An 18333-nucleotide genomic window follows, 5' to 3' on the forward strand; every position below is an offset into this window, starting at 1 on the left:
TGAAGGACCGGGATCTGGGTCGGGTTCCGCCATCGGCCGGGACCGCTCGTTAGCAGGTCACACGCGAAGGGAGGGGGTCAACTTTCAGGCGCCGCGAGGGGGTCACTTTTCAGCCGTCGTTGACACTCGTCTCAGTATCTCAAGAGAGGGCATCACTACCGCTTCCTTGGCGTACTCGATACCCCGGCCCCAGCCGCCCCTCGGTCACGCTGCGGTGAGGTGGAGGGTAGACACGTCGAACACGGTGTCGCAGGCGTCGCGCACCACGTCGTTGTGGGTGGCGATCACCACCGCGCACCCCTCATGGGCCATTTCACGCAAGGCGCCAATGACCATGCCACCGTTGGCGGCGTCAAGTGCGCCGGTCGGCTCGTCTGCCAGGACCAAGCGGGGTTCCTTGACCATCAGCCGGGCCAGCGCCACCCGCTGCTGTTCACCGCCGGACAGGAAATGCGCCTTGTCCTTCTCCCGCCCGGCCAAACCCACCCGCTCCAGCGTCCGTGCGTAGTCGGGACGGGTGCTGCGCCGACGCGCCACGTTCAGGTTGGCCCGGATGGTGGCGTTCTCGATGAGCGCGTAGTTCTGGAAGAGGTAGCCGAGCTTGTCACGGCGGAACCGCCGTTGCCTGCCCGGGCCCAGGCGGGTGACGTCGGTGCCCTCGAACAGGATCCGGCCGCCACTGGGACGTTCCAGCAAGCCCATGCAGTTGAGCAGGGTGGTCTTACCTGAGCCGCTGGCCCCGACCAGGGCGAGCATCCGCCCAGCCTCCACGGTTAGGTCCAGGTTTTCCCACAGGGTGCGGGGGCCGAAGGACTTGGACAGATTCTCCACGGTAAGCATATGACGAGTTCCTTCTCTGAAATTGCGGCCCTCAGGCCTGGGAAGCACCCTCACGGACGACACGACGGTGAAAGAGGACCAGGATGGCGAAGACGAGGGCAAGGGCGACCCCAGCGACACCTGCGGCGACGAATGGTGGGGTCCCGGTGGTGCCGATCACCTCAGGCGAGAAGGTCTGGGGATTTTGCAGTAGGGCGAGCCGGTTCAGCGTCCACCAAGTCGCCCAACCTACGAAGCCGGCCATGACACAAGCCTCGGCCAGGAGCATCCGGCGGTGGGTGGCCACAAACGTCCACCCGCTGATGTACCGGGCGAAGATGTGCTGGGCGCGGGTACGCACGTAGACCAGGCAGGCGGCAAGGCCGGTCAGTGCCACGACCACGCCGAGGGCTGCCAAATTGGCGGTGCGAACACGCAACTCGGCCAGGAGTTGGTCGTGTTGGTCGGCGGCGACGAGCGCAACGGGCTGTAGCCCGTTGACGTAGGACGACAGCGATTCCTGGCCAAGGGCTGTCTCCACGTCGGCGGCGTCCGGAAACAGCAGGTATCCCTGGGAGGCAAGGTGGGCGTAGCTGGGCGCGGGCAGCATGCCGTTAGGGACCACGACGATGACGGCATCGGTGAACAGAGGCTTGGCTGTGAGAGTAGCCTGTTCGGTTCTCCCGTAGGTGAACGCCTGCTGTCCGTTGGCCAGAGCAAGCACCTCGACGTTGACAGGTTCCTCATCCCGCATCTCGAAGTCCAACCACGCCTCCACGCCCTCGGTCAGGGTAGGGGCGAGGTCTGAGCGCGATTCGGGGAGAAGGATACGGACGCTCTCCTTCGGGCCGTGGCGTTCCCCATCCGGGGAGAAGAGCTCCTGATACTGCAGGTAGGTATCGTTGACCAGCAATGCCTCGAAATCCGGATACGGCGAACCGGGCGACACGTAGTAGTCGGCCTGTCCTGGGCGAGCCAGGATCGTACGCCCGTCTGTGTCGGCCTCGCGAAGCCACGGGCCAATGTCAGTTACGAAGGCCTCCTCCATCTCCTCGACCCGGACACTACCGAGGAACGTGACTTGGGAGGTGTCGCCCGCCTCAACAAAGTGGTCGAAGCCGTTTTGGGCGGCGTCTACCTCTCGGGCAGAGTCCGCCAGGGCGATGATCGCTCCGAGGGCTAGGACCAGCACGGTGATTCGAACGGTGTAAGTGGCCAGGATGGTTGACCTGACCGGGAGCTTGCCTTTGAGCGCGCCGAGTATGTCGGATAGGTGCAGCATCCCGAGCGCGAGCGCGTGCGCGGCCAACGCGACCGCTGTGAAACCCGCGACCAGGCATCCGGTGAGGTCCGCGAACTCACGCAGTTGCGCCCAGCCGTTGTATAGGCCGAGGAAAGTGAGTACAAGCACAGTGGTGGCAAGAGCAGCGACCGCCCACACAAGCGCGATCCGGAACAGATCCTGGCTGAGGATACCCAGATAGGAGTGGCCGTTGAGCCGCATCACACCGTAGGACCGGGCATTCAACAAAACCCCGGAGCCAACGACGACGACGATACACAGGGCAGTGGTCACCAATACATTGAAAAGGTCGCCCTCCAAGAGGTAGTCCTCTCGATGGAGTACCCGTTCATCGTCATGGTGGGCAAAGTCGCCCGTCAGGCCGACGTCCGCGAGCTCGTCCTGAACAACATATGCGTCCTCCTCTTCACCGAAGACCATATAGTAACCACGAGGATCGGCGAGGGAAATTTCCGAGAAAGGATGCGTCTCCGTGCGCATGGCAGGACTGAAGTCCGGATACCCGTTCTCCAGCCATTCAGCACTCGGATCGGAAGGATTCCCATCAGCGATATAGAAGTGGCGCAGATTCCCTGGATCACGCAGATCAGGAATATCGAGGACAACCATGCTTCCCGTGGTTTCTGCTGCCCTCTCAACCGCAGCGGCAACCTCTGTCGACGTGGAGGTGTTGCTGTTCTCTCTGATCCAGAGAAAATGTGGCTCTCCAGCGGCCATCTCCTGATCAGAGAGGCTCATAACTAGAAACGCCAGAACGTTGGACAGCAAGAGGGGAATGAGGTAACCGAAGGCGATGTTGCGGTGCAGCACGGATCTCGCTCAAGGTGGGTTCACGGCGGTCCGCCGACCAGGGAACGGTCGGCGGACCCTATCTGATTTCAGCGCGTCAGCAGCTGTTCCTCCAGTATGCCTGATCAGCCACATTCGGCCTAGACGGAGCAGAAGCACGTGCCCAGACACCAGCCCTGGTGTTGCCGGAGGAAGCGTAGTACTGCCCCTGAACCGACGATCCGTGGCATACGGACCCATGGTAGTAGTTCGAGTAGACGGTGGCGCCGACGCCATAGGTCCAGGTTCCGCCGCCGACGTTTACGGTGGCAGCGGAGGCAATGCCAGCAGCTCCACCAGCGATTCCTGCAGCCACCAGTGCCGCAACAGCGGCACGCTTCATCATTTTCATCATGAGGGTTTCCCTGATCCGACTTGTGGGGACTCCGCAGGCATGTTTCCTGTGGAGCTTCAAACCAGGATCGAAGCTACCACGATTACGAATGTCTCTTCTGACCCGAACGACTCAAAACACCACTGCTAGGCGCTCCATCCTTACGCTCCACCTGCGAATTCTCACTACGTTTCATGTTCATGGCCGGATCCGGACACGTGAATAATAATCAGAAAACAGCAGGTCGAAGACCCTGTGACCAGGGGACCTTTGATCCGATGGGGAGCACGTACCGGGTACGAGGAAACCCCAGGCTACGGACCTTTGATCAGGTGGTTGACGGGAACAGGTCGGGATCGAGTCCGACGGATCGGATGAATCCGCGCAGCAGCCCTGGGCGCTTCTGGACCGATCTCAGGTGCGAACGCAGCTTCTGCTCCAGTTCATCGACGTTCCGGAAGGCCCGGTTGGCCAAAAACGCCTTCAGGTGCGACCACAGCGTCTCCACCGGGTTCAGTCCGGGGGCGTAGGCGGGCAGGCGAACCACGCTCAACCACGGCCGGGCCCGCAGTTGGCCGCGGACCCAGCCGGTGGTGTGCGAGGAGTGGTTGTCCCACACCAGCACGATCGGAGCCCGGAGCTGGGCGTGGACGCGGTCGATCAGAGCGGGAAGGTCTGCCTGCGTGATCGACGCGCGCTTGGCGGTGTACACCAGCCGTACCGTGCCCTGGCGCGGGTCGACGCACAGTCATCCGGCGACGTTGACCCGGGTGCGGTGTCGCTTCCTGGCCGCGATCAGCGGGGTGCGGCCCTTCCTGCCCCAGGTGCGCCGCACGGGGGGTCGGTGCACGCTCCGCTCTCGTCGGCGAAGACGATGACGGCGCCTTCACGCTCGGCTTGGTCTTTTGACCTGCGGCCAGACCTGGTCACGCCAGGCCGCGATGTCCTCCTCGTTCTGCTCGTCGGCTCGCACGGCCGGGGCCTGCCAGGACAGGCCCAGGCGGTCCATCATCCGCCACACCCCAGAGGGGTCGGCATAGCCGACGCCGAAGCGTTCCCGGATGAGCCGGTTGACACGGGCCATGGTCTGTCTCGTTCCGGGTTTATTGGAGGCTCTCAAGCCTGGGAAGGATGACAGTCATGCCAGCACCGAGGAAGTACCCCGATGAGCTGCGCGAACGCGCCACACGTATGGCCGTGGAAGCCCGCCGCAACGCGGCCACACGCGACGGAGCGATCGCCCGCGGCCTGCCGACCGAGGCGGCCGAAAGGTCGGAAAGCGGCCACTGGGCTCGCCTCCCGGTCCGCCTGCTCGGCGGTGCGGCTACCTCCGCAGGGCCTCGATGTACGCGGCGACCAGTTGCAGGGTGTTCTGGCGGAGTTCTCCGTCCAGCATGGCCGTGACGTGAAGTCCCATCATCAGCGCTATGAGCTGGTCGGCGACAAGGGGCGGGGACACCGGACGGATCTCGCCACCGGCGACCGCTGTTTCGAAGTGCCCGACGATCCGCTGCTTCCATGAGGCCAGCGCCGTTCGGCCGATGGAGCGCAGCGCCTCTTCGTGCTGAGCCCGCTGCCAGAAGGAGAGCGCGACCCGCGCCTCGACCCGGGTCAGCGGATCGGCGGGGACGATCTCGCCGCACATGAGCTCCAGCGCCTCCAGGCCGACCCGGTCGGCGGTGACTTCCGCGATGCGCTCATCGGTGCGGTCACAGACCAGTTGGTACGCGGCGGCGAGCAGCTGGTCCTTGGACCCAAAGTAGTGGTTGAGCGCTCCCGGGGCCGAATACGAGGCGGCTTTCGCGATGTCACGGACGCTGACGTTGTCGATTCCGCGCTCGGCGATCAGCTCCCAGGTGGCCTCGATGATCTCCCGCCGCCGGGACTGGTGATCGACCAGCTTGGGCATCGATCGTTCCTCCTCGGGCTTCTTCGGGGACTCGTACGCACGTCCAGGTCCGCTGATCGCAGCCACCGTATCCCATTCGGTTGCGCCGAACCCCCCGTTCGCATCTTCGAAGTTCCGGTCCGCCATTTTTGTTGGTACAACTGTTCAATAAAAATCGAGCTGTGACCCAGGTCACGGCATGTTGATCTCAGTGCAGTGAAGGGACCCCCATGAGCGGAACCGACCACCCCCGAACCGACTGGCATCGCCGGGCGACCGCCCTGGCCGCGGACGGGAGAGCGCACATCGGCGGAAGGCGCCGCGACACCGGCGGGCGGCGGGAGCCGGTCGTCAGCCCCGCGAACGGCGGTCAGATCGCCGAGCTGGGCATCTGCGCGGCCGCCGATGTCGACCGTGCCGTCGCCGCCGCGCGCCGTGTCCAGCCCGCCTGGGCCGCTCGGCCCGATCAGGAGCGCAAAGAAGTCCTGCTCCGGCTCGCCGACTCTCTGGAACGGCATTCCGAGGAGCTGGCACTACTGGAGACGCTCGACATCGGCAAGCCGATCACCCAGACCACGACCGTGGACCTTCCCGGCGTCATCGCGACCTTCCGCTACTACGCGGAGGCGATCGACAAGTGTTCCGGTGCGCTGCCCAGCACCCCGCCGGGAGCGACGGCCCTGGTCGCCCGTGAACCGCTGGGCGTGGTCGCAGCCATCGTCCCCTGGAACTACCCCTTGGAGATCGCCTCCTGGAAGGTGGCACCGGCACTGGCGGCCGGAAACTCGGTCGTACTCAAACCCTCCGAGCAGTCCTCGCTCACCGCCCTGCGGATGGCCGACCTGGCCGCCGATGCCGGCCTTCCGGACGGGGCGCTCAACGTGGTCACGGGCGGCGCCGAGACCGGAACCGCGCTCGCCGCCCACATGGACGTGGACGTCCTCGCATTCACCGGCTCCACCCGGGTCGCCCGTGAACTGCTCGTCGCTTCGGGACGCTCCAACCTCAAGCGCCTGGCCTTGGAGGCGGGCGGCAAGAGCTCCACCCTGGTCTTCGCCGACGCCGACCTCACGGGCGCCGCGGAGATGGCCGCGGCCGGTGCCTTCTACAACCAGGGACAGGTGTGCTCGGCAACCTCCCGGATCCTCGTAGAGCGGCCGGTACTCGAGGAGTTCACCCGGGCGCTGGTCAAGGCGGCCCAGGCGCACCGGCCGACGGACCCACTCGGCGGTGGTGCGGGTAACGGCGCCCTGATCAGCACCGCGCACACCGACTCCGTCCAGGAGTGGATCCGACGGGGCAAGGCCGACGGCGAACTGCTGGACGGTGGGCGCCGGGTGGAGATCACCGGATCGGACGCCTACCTCGAACCGGCGGTCATCACCGGCCTGGGCGCCGATCACCCGCTGCACACCGAGGAGGTCTTCGGACCGGTGGCCGTCGTCCACCCCTTCGACACCGAGGACGAGGCCGTGCACCTGGCCAACGCCACCCGCTACGGACTGGCCGCCTCGCTGTGGACCGAAGACTTCCGTCGTGTCCAGCGCACCGCCGCCAGGCTCGTCGCCGGAACCGTGTCCGTCAACACCGTGGACGCCCTCTCGGTCACCACCCCCTTCGGCGGCTTCAAGCAGTCCGGGTTCGGTCGCGACCTCTCCCTTCACGCCTTCGACAACTACACCGCCCTGAAGACGACCTGGCTGCAGTGGGGCTGAGCCCGCACCGCACGTCCACGGCCACCACCGCAACTCCCCGAAGGAGCACCATGCCTGCAGAGACCACCGTCACCGGCCCGACCACGGGAGGCGACCGCACCGGCTCCCTCGAAGAGCTGGCCAAACGCCACCTGGTCATGAACTTCACTCCGGCGGCGAAATACCGTACGGACCCCTTGCCGATCTTCACCCGCGGCGAGGGCTGCCACGTCTACGACGAATCCGGCAAGCGCTACTTCGACGGCCTGGCCGGGTTGTTCTGCACCCAGCTGGGCTACTCGCACGGTGCAGAGATCGGCGAGGCCGTCGCCGAACAGATGCGCACCCTCCCGTTCCAGACCACCTGGAGCGCGGCGCACCCGCCGGCGGCCAGGCTCGCCGCCGAACTGGCGCAACTGGCCCCCGGAGACCTGAACCGGGTGTTCTTCACCTCCAGCGGTTCGGAGTCCAACGAGGCCGCCATCAAGCTGGCCCGGCAGTACCAGACGAGCCGGGGCGATCACGCCCGCCGGAAGTTCATCGCCCGCCGGGTCGCCTACCACGGCACCAGCTTCGGTGCCATGTCCCTCAACGGGATGGTGCAGGTACGCAAGATGTTCGAGCCGCTGATGTCCGGTGTCCGACACGTGTCCAACACCAAGCGGTACCGGCGCCCGTTCCAGGAGACCGAGACCGAGTTCACCGCCTTCCTGCTGACCGAGCTCGAGTCACTGATCCTGCAGGAGGGCGCGGACACCGTTGCCGCGGTCATCCTGGAGCCGCTGCAGAACGCCGGAGGCAGCCTCACCCCGCCCACCGGTTACCTCCAGGGTGTGCGCGAACTCTGCGACCGTCACGGCATCCTGCTGATCGCCGATGAAGTGATCACCGGTTTCGGCAGGCTCGGTTCGTGGTTCGGTTCGGACCACTACGGTTTCCGACCCGACATCATCACCTTCGCCAAGGGCATCGCCTCGGCCTACGTGCCACTGGGCGGTCTGATCGCCGACGACCGGATCATCGAGACCGTGTTGGACGGCTCGGCCGGTATGTACAACCACGCGCTCACCTACGGCGGACACCCGGTGGCCTGCACCACGGCACTGGCCAACCTGGAGATCATGCGCCGGTTGGACGTGCCGGGCAACGTCAGGGCGAACAGCGGGACCTTCGCGGCCGGGCTCGAGAGGCTCCGCGACAACCCGGTGGTGGGAGACGTCCGCGGTGACGGCTACCACCGCACCCTGGAGCTGGTCACCGACAAGGAGGCCCGGTCCTGGGCCTCGGAGCGGCTGTCGGCAGCCGAGTTCGTGGAGCAGCACCTGGCCCCGGCGGCCGCCGAGGTCGGGGTGCTGTGCCGAATCGCCATCGACGCGGAGGGCAACCCGCTGCTGCAGCTCTCCCCGCCGCTGGTCGCCGACGCTGCGGACATCGGTGAGCTGGTCGGGCTGGTCGAGCGGGCGCTGGACCGGGCCGTCGCATCGGGCGGACTCCGATGAGCGGGCACGATGCTCCGGCCGAGGCGGCTCCGTCACCGGGGTCTGGCCAGGCCGCGCCTCCGACCGGCGGGCGCGGGCTCAAACGTGTGCTCGGTCTGCCCTCGCTGTTCTTCTTCGGGCTGGCGTACATGGTCCCCCTGGCGGCCTTCACCACCTACGGGATCGTCACCGAGATCACGCTGGGACACCTGCCCACCGCGTTCCTCGTCACCCTGGCGGCGATGCTCTTCACCGCCCTGGCCTACGCGAACATGGTGCGCGCCTACCCGGTGGCGGGCTCCGCCTACACCTACACTCAGCAGACGTTCGGCCCGGCCACGGGATTCATCATCGGTTGGGCGCTGCTGCTGGACTACATCTTCCTGCCCACGATCAGCTATATCGTCATCGGCCTCTACATGGAGATCGCGGTCCCCTCGGTGCCCGGATGGATCTGGGTACTACTGACGATCGCCGTTGTCACCGGCATGAACGTCCTCGGCATCAAACTGGTGACCAGCATGAACATGGTGCTGGTGAGCGCGCAGGGCGTGTTCGTCGTGGTGTTCCTGACAATGGGCTACCTGACCGTGTCCGGGCGTTCGGCCCCGGCGGACCTCATCGCCCCGTTCTACGGCCCGGACTTCTCCCTCACCGCCCTCATCGGCGGAGCGGCCATCCTCTGCCTGTCGTTCCTGGGGTTCGACGCCATCTCGACCCTCTCCGAGGAGGCCCGGGACCCGCGCAGGTCCATCCCCCGGGCGATCATCCTGTGCACGGTCTTCTGCGGGCTGCTGTTCGTCCTCATGGCCTGGGTCGGTCACCTGGTCTATCCCGACTGGCAGAACCTCAACGATCCCGACTCCGCCTCGGTCGAGGTGATGGCTCGCGCCGGGGGAGGCTTCCTGGCGGCGTTCTTCACCGCGGCCTACGTCACGGCCTGTTTCGCCTCGGCCATGGCGGCCCAGAGTTCGGTTTCGCGGATCCTGTTCTCCATGGGACGTGACGGCACGCTGCCCAAGCGGGTCTTCGGAGCCGTGCACCCGAAGTACCGGACTCCGCACCTGGCCACCCTGGCGGTGGGGGCGGTGTCCCTGCTGGCCTGCGTCATGTCGTTGGAACTGGCCGCGGCCCTGGTCAGTTTCGGGGCTCTGATCGCCTTCACCTTCGTCAACCTGGGCGTCATCAAGCACTACGCGATCGGCCTGGGCAGGCGACGCGGCACGGACTTGCTCCGCTACGTGCTCGTCCCGGGCATCGGTGTGGCGCTGACCCTGGGGCTGTGGACGTCGCTGTCCTGGCAGAGCTTCGCCATCGGCCTGTGCTGGGTGGCCGTCGGCTTCCTTCTCCTGCTCCGCCTCACCCGCGGATTCTCACGACCGACCCCCACCATGGACGACCACGCGACCTGATCCCGCGTTCGCCGGGCTCTCCCGGTCCCGGCGGACGCGCTCTTCGGGGCACCCTCTGGAGGGTGCCCCGAAGAGCACGTCCGCGTCGCAGGCCTGGGACCGTACAGCGTGAGGATCGGCCAGGACGGGATCCGCGAGGGGAGATCCCGGCTCAGAACCTGCCCGCGGGGTCGTTCCCCGATGGGCCCACGTGGCCGTCCAGGTGAACGCAGGGCGCCACCGGAGGGGCGCCGAGGTCACTTTGCACACCGGCCCTCGACGCCCTTCGCCGTGCGTGCGAGAGATTCAGGGGTTTTGCCTTCAACGACCTGGGGGTCAGACCGGGAAAGGTCTCGGGGCTGCGCCGTCACCGAACACCCGGAAGCACCGGGCGAATGTGGGACCGCAGCGGGGGTCGGCTTCGACGTCAGGGCCGTCGGAGCCGACCGTGGGAAGCGCACTCGCACACGCGGTTCGCCGGTCTACGGAGCCGTAGGGCCTTCACCGGTCAGATTCTCCGGTGCCAGCGCCGCGTTGAGCCGTTCCTCGTCGAGCAGTCCCCGTTCCAGGACCAAATCGACCAACGCGCGGTGACCCTTCAGCGCCTCCTTCACCAGAGCCGCCGTGGGTGCGTACCCGAGGAGGGGGACGAGCCCGGTGGCGACGGCGAGACTGCCTCTGGTACGTGCTGTGATGGACTCGCCGTCGGCGCGGACGCCGCTCACACAACGCTCGGTGAGCAGGTCCACCGCACTCGTCAGCAGGGCGACCGAGTCCAACAGCGACGAGGCGATGACCGGACCGAAGGCGTTGAGCTGCAGTTGCCCGGCCTCGGCCGCCATGGTCACGGTCGTGTCCGCGCCCACGACCAGGAACGCCACCTGGTTCACGGTCTCCGGGATGACGGGATTGACCTTTCCCGGCATGATCGAGGATCCCGCCTGTACCGGAGGGAGAACGATCTCCCGCAGCCCTGCCTGTGGGCCGGAGGCGAGGAGCCTGAGGTCGTTGCTGATCTTCGACAGCTTCACCGCGCAGCGTTTGAGGAGCCCGGAGGCCAGTACGAACACACCGGTGTCTGAGGTCGCCTCGACCAAGTCACTGGCCGGGGTCAGGGGGTACCCCGTGACTTCGGCGAGCTCCGCCACCACCCTCCGCCGGTATCCGACGGGGGCGGTGATGCCGGTACCGATCGCCGTGGCGCCGAGGTTCACCTCGCGCAGGTGGGGCAGGAGCTCCTGCAGTCTGGCGGCGTCCTCCCGGACCGTCTCCGCGAAAGCCGCGAACTCCTGCCCCAGTGTCATGGGCACCGCGTCCTGCAACTGGGTGCGCCCCATCTTCACGATGTCGCGAAAATCCACCGAACGCGACTCGAACTCGGTGGCGAGCCTGCCGAGCGCGGGCACGAGGCGCTCGATACCGCGGTGGACCGCGAGTCTGACCGCGGTGGGGTAGGTGTCGTTGGTGCTCTGGCTGCGGTTGACGTGGTCGAGCGGGTCGACCACCTCGTAGGACCCCGGCTCGAGGCCGAGGAGTTGCAGCGCCCGGTTGGCCACCACCTCGTTCACGTTCATGTTGGTGCTGGTCCCCGCGCCGCCCTGGATCCGGTCGACGAGGATCTCCCGGTCGAGGGCGCCCCGCATGAGTTCGTGGCAGGCCTCGGCGATCGCCTGCGCCTGGGCCCGGTCCAGCAGCCCTTCCGCGGCGTTGGCTCGGCAGGCGGCGAGCTTGACCGCCCCGTAGGCCCAGACGAGATCGCGCAGTTCGCCGCATGGGCGACCGGTGACGGGGAAGTTCGCTCTGGCCCGCGCGGTGTTGATCCCCCAGAGTGCTTCCGCCGGGATCGTCACTTCACCGAGTGCGTCGGTCTCCGTTCTCTCCACGACCGCATCGGCGCTCATGTCCGCTCCTTTTCCGAGCGTCGTCCAGCCCCGGGCGCGCCGTCCTCCGAACCACCCCGGAGGGGCCCGGGCTCGGGTGCCGGGGTGAAGTATTCGTGCGCCGTGCGGGCGAGCAGGGTGGCGCCGTCGGCGATGACCCGGTTGGCGGCCTCCCCCACGCAGACGGCGGCGAACTCGGGCTGGTGGTTGCTGATCGGAAAGCAGCCCAGGCCGATGTAGGGGTGGATGGCCGGCACGTGCTGGGAGACGTTGCCCATGTCGGTCGAGGCGCGGTTCATCGTCTGGTGTTCCGCGGGCGCGTCGAATCGCCGCCCGAGCGCGAGGGCGTGGCGGGTGTAGATCTCCAGCGCGCGCTCGTCGGTACGGAATTCCGAATAGGGCTGCGACTCCGGTGTGAACTCCACCGTGGTGTCCGTCGCCAGCGCTCCGGCCTGGAAGCACTGTTCCACCCGGCGGCGCAGCGGTTCCAGCTGTGCCAGGCTCTCAGCCCGGGTGTACCAGCGGCCCTCGGTCACGGCTGGGATGGCGTTGGGCGCCTGTCCCCCCACCGTCTGGATTCCGTGGACGCGGGTGCCCGGCGGGAGCTGCTGGCGCAGCAGGCCGAGGGCCACCTGGGCGATGACGAAGGCGTCGTTCGCGTTACGGCCCTCGTGCGGGTAGGCGGCGGCGTGAGCCGACCGCCCGGTGAAGCGGACGTGATCGTGGGCGACGGCGTAGGGCTCGGCCCGCGGGGCGTCGACCGGCCCGGGATGGGCCATCAGCGCCAGGTCCAGGTCCCGGAAGGCCCCGGCGTCGAGCAGTTCGATCTTCCCTCCACCGCCCTCCTCGGCCGGGGTGGCGATCACGTCGATGCGCAGGTCGAGTCGGTCGGCCCACGGTCGGAGCGCGATCGCCGCGCCCGCCGACATAGCGGCGATCAGGTTGTGCCCGCAGGCGTGGCCCAGACCGGGCAGCGCGTCGTACTCGACGATGAGGCCGACCCGGCGCCGACCGGAACCGAAGGTGGCGTGCACCGCGGTGGGGAAGCCGAGGTGGCCGGTGTCGACGGTGAATCCGAACTCCTCCAGCAGCTCCGCCGTCCACCGCGCCGCGCGGTGCTCCTCCCAGGCGGTCTCGGGATGGGCGTGCAGCGTCTCGGAGTAGCCGATCAGGCGTTCCAGGTGCTCCGTGACACCCGGCAACGCTCCGGGTTCAACGGTCATCGCCCGGCACTCCGTACCCCGGTGAGGCGGCCGGTTCCAGGCCGCGCCGGACGTAGTCGTCGCGCTGGGGGAGCCAGATCTCGAGCAGCCCTCCCAACGCCTCGATCGGGTTCTCCTGCCAGTCCACGCGCAGGTCCGTGTCGGGCCAACCGTTCGCGGACACGGTGGACAGCCCCGCTGAGTGGACCGGTCCGGCCTCGCCTCCGGCGGTGAGGCCTGCGGTGAGGGCGGCGAGGAGGCGTTCCTCCAGCTCTCCCCGGGCCGAGCCGAAGGCCTCGCACATGGCCGCGGGGACGCCGGGGGCCGAGAGCATGTTCCCAGCGGCGGCGCAGTGAGGCCCGGTGGCCTCACCGTGGACGCCGAGGGTGAGGCTGCCGCTGAACGTGGCCGCGGCGCCGGAGGCGTCCACCACGGTGAGCTGCCGGTACTCGGTATCAGGCTCGCCGCCTACCACGGAGTCGAGCGCCGCCCGGGGGCTCGCTCCCGCGGCGAGCCGGTCCAGCAGTACCGTTCCCAGTCGCGGATCGGTGATGTTCTGTGAGGCGACCGCGCCGACGGAGTCGCGCAGGTGGACGACCCGCGCGGCGACGGCGGGAGAGGACGAGGCGGCGGCGACGCCGAATCTGCCGTCCTGGTGGGCCGCGATGGAGAAGGTCACTTCCCGCCCCCCGAGATCACGGCCGTCGCGTCGATCTCCACGAGCCACTCGGGCCGGGCCAGAGCCTGGACGACGATGCCCGTGGAGACCGGGTAGACCCCCTTCAGCCAGCGCCCCACCTCGCGGTAGACGTCCTCACGGTAGCGCGGGTCGACGAGGTAGATGGTCACCTTGACGATGTCCCGCAGACCGCTGCCCGCCTCCTTGAGCAGGAGGTCGATGTTGGCCATGGCCTTCTCGGTCTGTGCGCGCACGTCGCCGACGCCGACGGACTCCCGGGTGTCCAGGTCCTGGCCGATCTGGCCGCGCAGGTACACGACGCCTCCGGCCACCACGGCTTGGCACAGGTCGTTGTCGAGGTTCTGCTCTGGGTAGGTGTCCTTGGTGTTGAACTTACGGATGCGCGTGTGCGTGGTCATGATGTGATCACCCCTGGGTGTGGGACGGACGCGGGTGTGAGTCGTTGTGCTCCATGTAGCCGCGCTGGATGGAGATCTGGTCGGCCACGTACTTGGCGTCGTGCCAGGCTCCCCAGATGAAGCTCGAACCGCGGCGGGACTGCCACGGCAGTCCCATGAAGTAGACGCCGGGCTCGGAGGAGACTCCGCGCTGGTGTCTGGGTCTGCCGTCCTCGTCGAAGGCGTCCACCCGCAGCCAGTCGTAGTCGGCGGTGAAGCCGGTCGCCCAGAGGACGGTCGTGATCCCGGCGGCGGCGAGGTCGAGTTCCAGGACGGGGTCGGTCACCGACTCCGGGTACTCGCCCAGCACCCGGGCCAGTGGCTCCTCGGGGAGGTCGAGGCCGTTGCGCTCGACGTAGGCGTCGGCCTCGTCCAGCAGGGCCAGGTAATTGGCGTCGCCGCAGGCGATGTTGTCCCGCAGGTCGGGCGCGAAGCGGACGACCCCGGCTTGGAAGGACTCCGTCCGACCGACCAGCGTGATACCGCGCTCGGCCAGGCCCCGGAAGTCCACGGTGTGGCCGCCGTGCGCGCCGCTGACCGCGATCGTGACGTGCTCGGCTCCCTGGGGAGGAGCCGAGGCCTCCCACTTGCCGAGGACGCCCAGCCACCAGACGAAGTCGTGTCCCCGGTACCTGCGCGGTGGGCGGTCGTGCGGACCGACGGAGAGGTGGACCTGTCGGCCGGAGGCGCGGAGTTCCTCGGCGATCTGGACCCCCGACGAGCCCGATCCGACCACGAGCACACCGCCCTCGGGCAGTTGTGCGGGGTTGCGGTAGGCGCTGGAGTGCAGCTGGGTCAGGCCCGCGTCCTCGGGGATGACCGGGGGGACGACCGGCCGCTGGAACGGACCGGTGGCGGCCACGACGTAGCGGGCGTCGAAGTCCCCGTCCGAGGTCCGGACCCGGAACCCCCGGCGGCCGGTGTTCCGGCGCACCGAGGTCACCTCGACCCCGCATCGGATCGGCGCACCGATCTTCTCGGCGTAGGTTTCCAGGTAGTCCGCGACCCGGTCCTTGGAGGCGAAGTCCTCAGGGTCCAGGCCGGTGAACTCCAGCCCGGGGAACCGGTCGTGCCAGACGGGCCCGTTCGTGACCAGTGAGTCCCATCGCTCCGAGCGCCAGCGCTCGGCGACGCGGTTCCTCTCCAGGACGACATGCGGCACCCTGCGATCGATGAGGTGCTCGCTCATCGCGATCCCGGCCTGCCCCCCTCCGACGACGACGACCTCGATCTCTTCTACTGACATTCGAAACCTCCGGGGTTCGATCAACGCGTGTGGTTTCCAAGCGGGCACGCCCTGCGTGCTTTCTCCGGCTGCCCGGCTGTTGTCCGCGGGCGGTGCCCCGGGGCCCGGCGCGACCCTTCCCGAGCACGGGAGGCGGTTCAGCGCAGGGCCCGGTCGCTCTGGTGCAGGAGGTCGGAACCGCTGGTCTCGGGCATGGTGCGCAGCGTGGCCGCGCCGATGGCGCCGATCACGACCATGGTGAAGGCGGGGACCATGCTGCTGCCGGTGAGCGAGATCAACCAGGTCATCAGGTACGGCAGGGTCCCCGCGAAGAGCGCTCCGGCGACGCTGTAGGCCATCGACAGCCCGCTCTGCCGGGTGCGTGTCGGGAAGAGCTCCGCCACCGCGGAGGCGTGCGTGCCCAGGATCACCGCCAGGATCGCGGCCAGGCCGAAGGTCGCGGCGAACGCCGCCCACGAGGCGTTCACCTGCATCAGCAGGAACAGCGGCACGGCGGCCACGATCAGCAGGGCGGCGGCGGTGTAGAGCACCGGCTTGCGGCCCAGGCGGTCGGACATCCTGCCCGACAGGGGGATGATCCCCATGGCGACGACCGAGGCCGCCGCGGAAAGCAGGGCCGCACGGTCTGCGGGCACCCCCACGATCTCTTCCTGATAGGTGATCAGGTACACGAGGACGATGTAGAAGGTCGAGTTCATGAAGGTCTCGATGCCGACCGTCTGGAGGAACTGCCTGCCGTTGGAGCGGAACACCTCGACGACCGGCTGGCTCGGCACATTGTTCATGTCCTCGAGGGCGCGGTACTCGGGCGTGTCCTCGATGCGCAGGCGGATGTAGAGGCCGACCGCGGCCAGGGGCACCGTCAGCAGGAAGGGGATCCGCCACGCCCAGTCGAGGACGGCCTCGGCGGGGAAGGCGAAGTGCAGGCCCCAGACGACCACGGACGCGCACAGGAACCCGCCGACGGAGCCGAACTCGATCCACGAGCACCCGAACCCGCGGCGTCCGGGTGGTGAGAACTCCGCGAGGAAGGCCGCGGCCGAGCCGAACTCCCCGCCCGCGGCGAGCCCTTGGATGATGCGGGCGACCACGAGCAGGATCGGAGCGATGATGCCGACGGACTCGTAGGTGGGCAGCAGTCCGAGCATGAGCGTGCCCGCCGCCATCGAGATGATGACGATCGACAGCGTGGCCCTGCGGCCGAAGCGGTCGCCGAGGTGTCCGAAGAGCACCGAGCCGAGCGGGCGCACGAAGAACGCCACGGCGAAGACGGCGAACACCGACAGCAGGCCGGTGGTGCCGTCCTGCTCGGGGAAGAACACCTTCGCCATGGTGGTGGCCAGGTACGCGTAGACGGCCCAGTCGAACCAGTGGACGAAGACGCCCACCGCCCCGGCGAACACGCTCCGTCGCAGGTCCTTCCCGTCCACCTGCTCTGAGACCTCGCTCGTCATTTCTCCTCCTGGGATCTCGTCCTCGTACGCAGCGGCGTCCGGGAGGCCGCGGTGGCCTCCCGGCCTGGGCGTTCCTGTGAATGGTCAGGAGGTCGCTCGTTCGAGGGAGTGTGAGTCGAGCGCTTCGCGGGGGCTCGGTAGGGCCTCCGGTGCCGTCGGCATCCGACCTGCCTGTGTCATGGGTCACCACTATCCAGGCGAGGACTAGGATCTGTAAAACACATAGATCCGAAGGTCTCCTTCGGAAAAACCGATCCCCTGGACGGGAGGGCCGGACCGATGGGCGATGTCAGCCTGCGGCAGCTGGAGTACCTGAGAGCCATCGCCAGGCTCGGATCGGTGACGGCGGCGGCGCGGGAGCTGTTCGTCTCGCAGTCGACCGTGTCGACTGCGCTGACCGACCTGGAGTCGGCGCTGGGGGTCACCCTCTTCGTCCGCTCCCCCAGGGGGATGCGCCTCACTGCGGCGGGGCAACGCGCCCTGGCCGCGGCCGACGACGTGCGGGCCGGCCTCGAACAGCTCCGGGAGACCGCCAGCCGGGAGAGGGGGGAGGTCGCGGGGGACCTCACCGTCGGGTGCTATGCGACCATCGCGCCGATCCTACTGCCGAAGGTCATCGCGGAATTCTCGCGTCGGCATCCGCGAGTGCGGCTCTCGTTCGTCGAGGCGTCCCACGGGACCCTCCTGGACGACCTGCTGAACTCCCGCATAGACCTGGCGATCACCTACCACTACGAACTGGCCACCGTCCGCCCGGCGATCGGCGTGACTTCGCAGTGGCTGCGATCCGATCCCCCCTACGCGCTCATCCCGGTGGACGGGCCCCTGAGCTCGAAGGGCGTGCTGACACTGGTGGACCTGGCAACCGAGCCGCTGATCCTCTTCGACCTACCGCCCGGCGGCGACTACTTCCTCGGCCTGTTCGACAAGGCCGGGCTGACGCCGAACGTGCGCTTTCGCACCACGAGCTTCGAGATGGTGCGCGCCCTGGTGGCCCGCGGTCTGGGTAACGCACTGCTCACCCAGCGCACCGTGCTCGAGCGCAGCTACGAGGACCTGCCCTACGCGACCAGGGAGCTTGACCTCCGGTCCGAAGGACTCGGAATCGAGGTCATGCGGCTCGCCGGCCGCAGGCCCGTGCGGCGGATGGAGGCCTTCATCGACGTCTGCAGGGAGGCCGTGGTCTGACCTGCCGGCGGCGAAGTGGCACGGTGGGCCTTCTAATCCGATGGCCGCAGGTTCGAATCCTGCCGGGTGCACCACAAAACCCCAGGTAAAACGGGGTGCGCGGCCTCATCTTCGAGGAGCCGTTGCGCTGATGGGACCAGGGTGGGACCGAGATGGGACCAGCCCCGCCTTCACCCTTCGAGCCCGCCTCCGCTGATGCGTCCCGCCGGAGTCACGCAGCACCAGCCACGCCGTTCGCTCCGCCGCCTCCCGCGCGACCTGCGGCAACACACTGGAGTAAGTGTCCGCCGTGAGCACGATGCTCGCGTGCCCCAGCATCGTCTGCACCACCTTCAACTCCACACCCGCCGCCAACGCCAACGTCGCCGGTGCATGTGCTCCACCATCAACCGCCCGGCCTCCTCGAAGTCGAGGTCGAAGACGTCCAGGCCGGAGCAGTCCCCGGGCAGGCCGACCAGGGCGCCGGGCTGCGGCGCGGCGCGCAGGACCGG

At 67.9% G+C, this 18333-nt stretch carries 16 protein-coding genes; 4 read left to right on the top strand and 12 right to left on the bottom strand.

From position 1 onward, the window contains the following. Positions 1-204: 204 nt before the first annotated feature. From FYW95_RS26665 to FYW95_RS26690, 6 genes are all read right to left on the bottom strand, one after another. Positions 205-840: an ATP-binding cassette domain-containing protein gene (locus tag FYW95_RS26665; protein WP_159944647.1), complete on the bottom strand. Its 636-nt coding sequence runs from the start codon at positions 838-840 to the stop codon at positions 205-207. 31 nt (positions 841-871) lie between these two features. Beyond that, the gene (locus tag FYW95_RS26670) at positions 872-2932 is read right to left on the bottom strand and encodes a hypothetical protein (RefSeq protein WP_160050984.1); all 2061 of its coding nucleotides are present in this window, start codon (positions 2930-2932) and stop codon (positions 872-874) included. A gap of 76 nt (positions 2933-3008) precedes the next feature. Then, entirely contained in the window at positions 3009-3305 is a 297-nt protein-coding gene (locus FYW95_RS26675; protein ID WP_370462989.1) for a lactococcin 972 family bacteriocin, read from the bottom strand. A 307-nt stretch (positions 3306-3612) separates the two neighbouring features. Further along, positions 3613-3996, bottom strand: coding sequence for a transposase (locus FYW95_RS26680; protein WP_236568002.1), 384 nt, complete (start codon positions 3994-3996; stop codon positions 3613-3615). A 174-nt stretch (positions 3997-4170) separates the two neighbouring features. Further along, positions 4171-4404, bottom strand: coding sequence for a helix-turn-helix domain-containing protein (locus FYW95_RS26685; RefSeq protein ID WP_255459380.1), 234 nt, complete (start codon positions 4402-4404; stop codon positions 4171-4173). Positions 4405-4608: 204 nt separating this feature from the next. After that, a complete protein-coding gene (locus tag FYW95_RS26690; protein WP_159944644.1) occupies positions 4609-5193 on the bottom strand; it encodes a TetR/AcrR family transcriptional regulator in 585 nt (194 codons plus the stop codon). A gap of 209 nt (positions 5194-5402) precedes the next feature. Between FYW95_RS26690 and FYW95_RS26695 the strand changes: the two genes are divergently transcribed. Genes FYW95_RS26695 through FYW95_RS26705 form a run of 3 tightly spaced genes read left to right on the top strand, consistent with a single transcriptional unit; the run spans position 5403 to position 9756 of the window. Further along, complete coding sequence (locus FYW95_RS26695; RefSeq protein WP_159944643.1) at positions 5403-6887, top strand: aldehyde dehydrogenase family protein; 1485 nt, start codon at positions 5403-5405, stop codon at positions 6885-6887. Positions 6888-6937: 50 nt separating this feature from the next. After that, positions 6938-8365 (top strand): aspartate aminotransferase family protein, encoded by a 1428-nt coding sequence (locus FYW95_RS26700; RefSeq protein ID WP_159944642.1) that lies wholly within the window; start codon positions 6938-6940, stop codon positions 8363-8365. Then, complete coding sequence (locus FYW95_RS26705; protein ID WP_159944641.1) at positions 8362-9756, top strand: APC family permease; 1395 nt, start codon at positions 8362-8364, stop codon at positions 9754-9756. Before FYW95_RS26700 ends, FYW95_RS26705 begins: the two co-directional genes overlap by 4 nt. A gap of 461 nt (positions 9757-10217) precedes the next feature. On the opposite strand, the gene FYW95_RS26710 is transcribed toward FYW95_RS26705, so the two are convergent. From FYW95_RS26710 to FYW95_RS26735, 6 genes are all read right to left on the bottom strand, one after another. Further along, entirely contained in the window at positions 10218-11636 is a 1419-nt protein-coding gene (locus tag FYW95_RS26710; RefSeq protein WP_159944640.1) for an aspartate ammonia-lyase, read from the bottom strand. Then, positions 11633-12838 (bottom strand): M20 family metallopeptidase, encoded by a 1206-nt coding sequence (locus tag FYW95_RS26715; RefSeq protein ID WP_159944639.1) that lies wholly within the window; start codon positions 12836-12838, stop codon positions 11633-11635. The genes FYW95_RS26710 and FYW95_RS26715 overlap by 4 nt, the downstream gene beginning before the upstream one ends. Continuing rightward, on the bottom strand, positions 12828-13496 hold the full coding sequence (locus FYW95_RS26720) for a DUF1028 domain-containing protein (RefSeq protein WP_159944638.1): 669 nt from the start codon (positions 13494-13496) through the stop codon (positions 12828-12830). The genes FYW95_RS26715 and FYW95_RS26720 overlap by 11 nt, the downstream gene beginning before the upstream one ends. After that, entirely contained in the window at positions 13493-13915 is a 423-nt protein-coding gene (locus tag FYW95_RS26725) for a RidA family protein (RefSeq protein WP_159944637.1), read from the bottom strand. The genes FYW95_RS26720 and FYW95_RS26725 overlap by 4 nt, the downstream gene beginning before the upstream one ends. Before the next feature lie 7 nt (positions 13916-13922). Then, positions 13923-15200, bottom strand: a complete 1278-nt coding sequence (locus tag FYW95_RS26730) for a flavin-containing monooxygenase (protein WP_160050985.1) — start codon at positions 15198-15200, stop codon at positions 13923-13925. Positions 15201-15337: 137 nt separating this feature from the next. Continuing rightward, positions 15338-16654: an MFS transporter gene (locus FYW95_RS26735; protein WP_159944635.1), complete on the bottom strand. Its 1317-nt coding sequence runs from the start codon at positions 16652-16654 to the stop codon at positions 15338-15340. A gap of 279 nt (positions 16655-16933) precedes the next feature. Between FYW95_RS26735 and FYW95_RS26740 the strand changes: the two genes are divergently transcribed. Next, positions 16934-17842, top strand: coding sequence for a LysR family transcriptional regulator (locus FYW95_RS26740; protein ID WP_159944634.1), 909 nt, complete (start codon positions 16934-16936; stop codon positions 17840-17842). Positions 17843-18333: the final 491 nt, after the last annotated feature.

Origin of the sequence: Nocardiopsis sp. FR4 (assembly GCF_009830945.1) — a bacterium.
Taxonomy (GTDB): Bacteria; Actinomycetota; Actinomycetes; order Streptosporangiales; family Streptosporangiaceae; genus Nocardiopsis.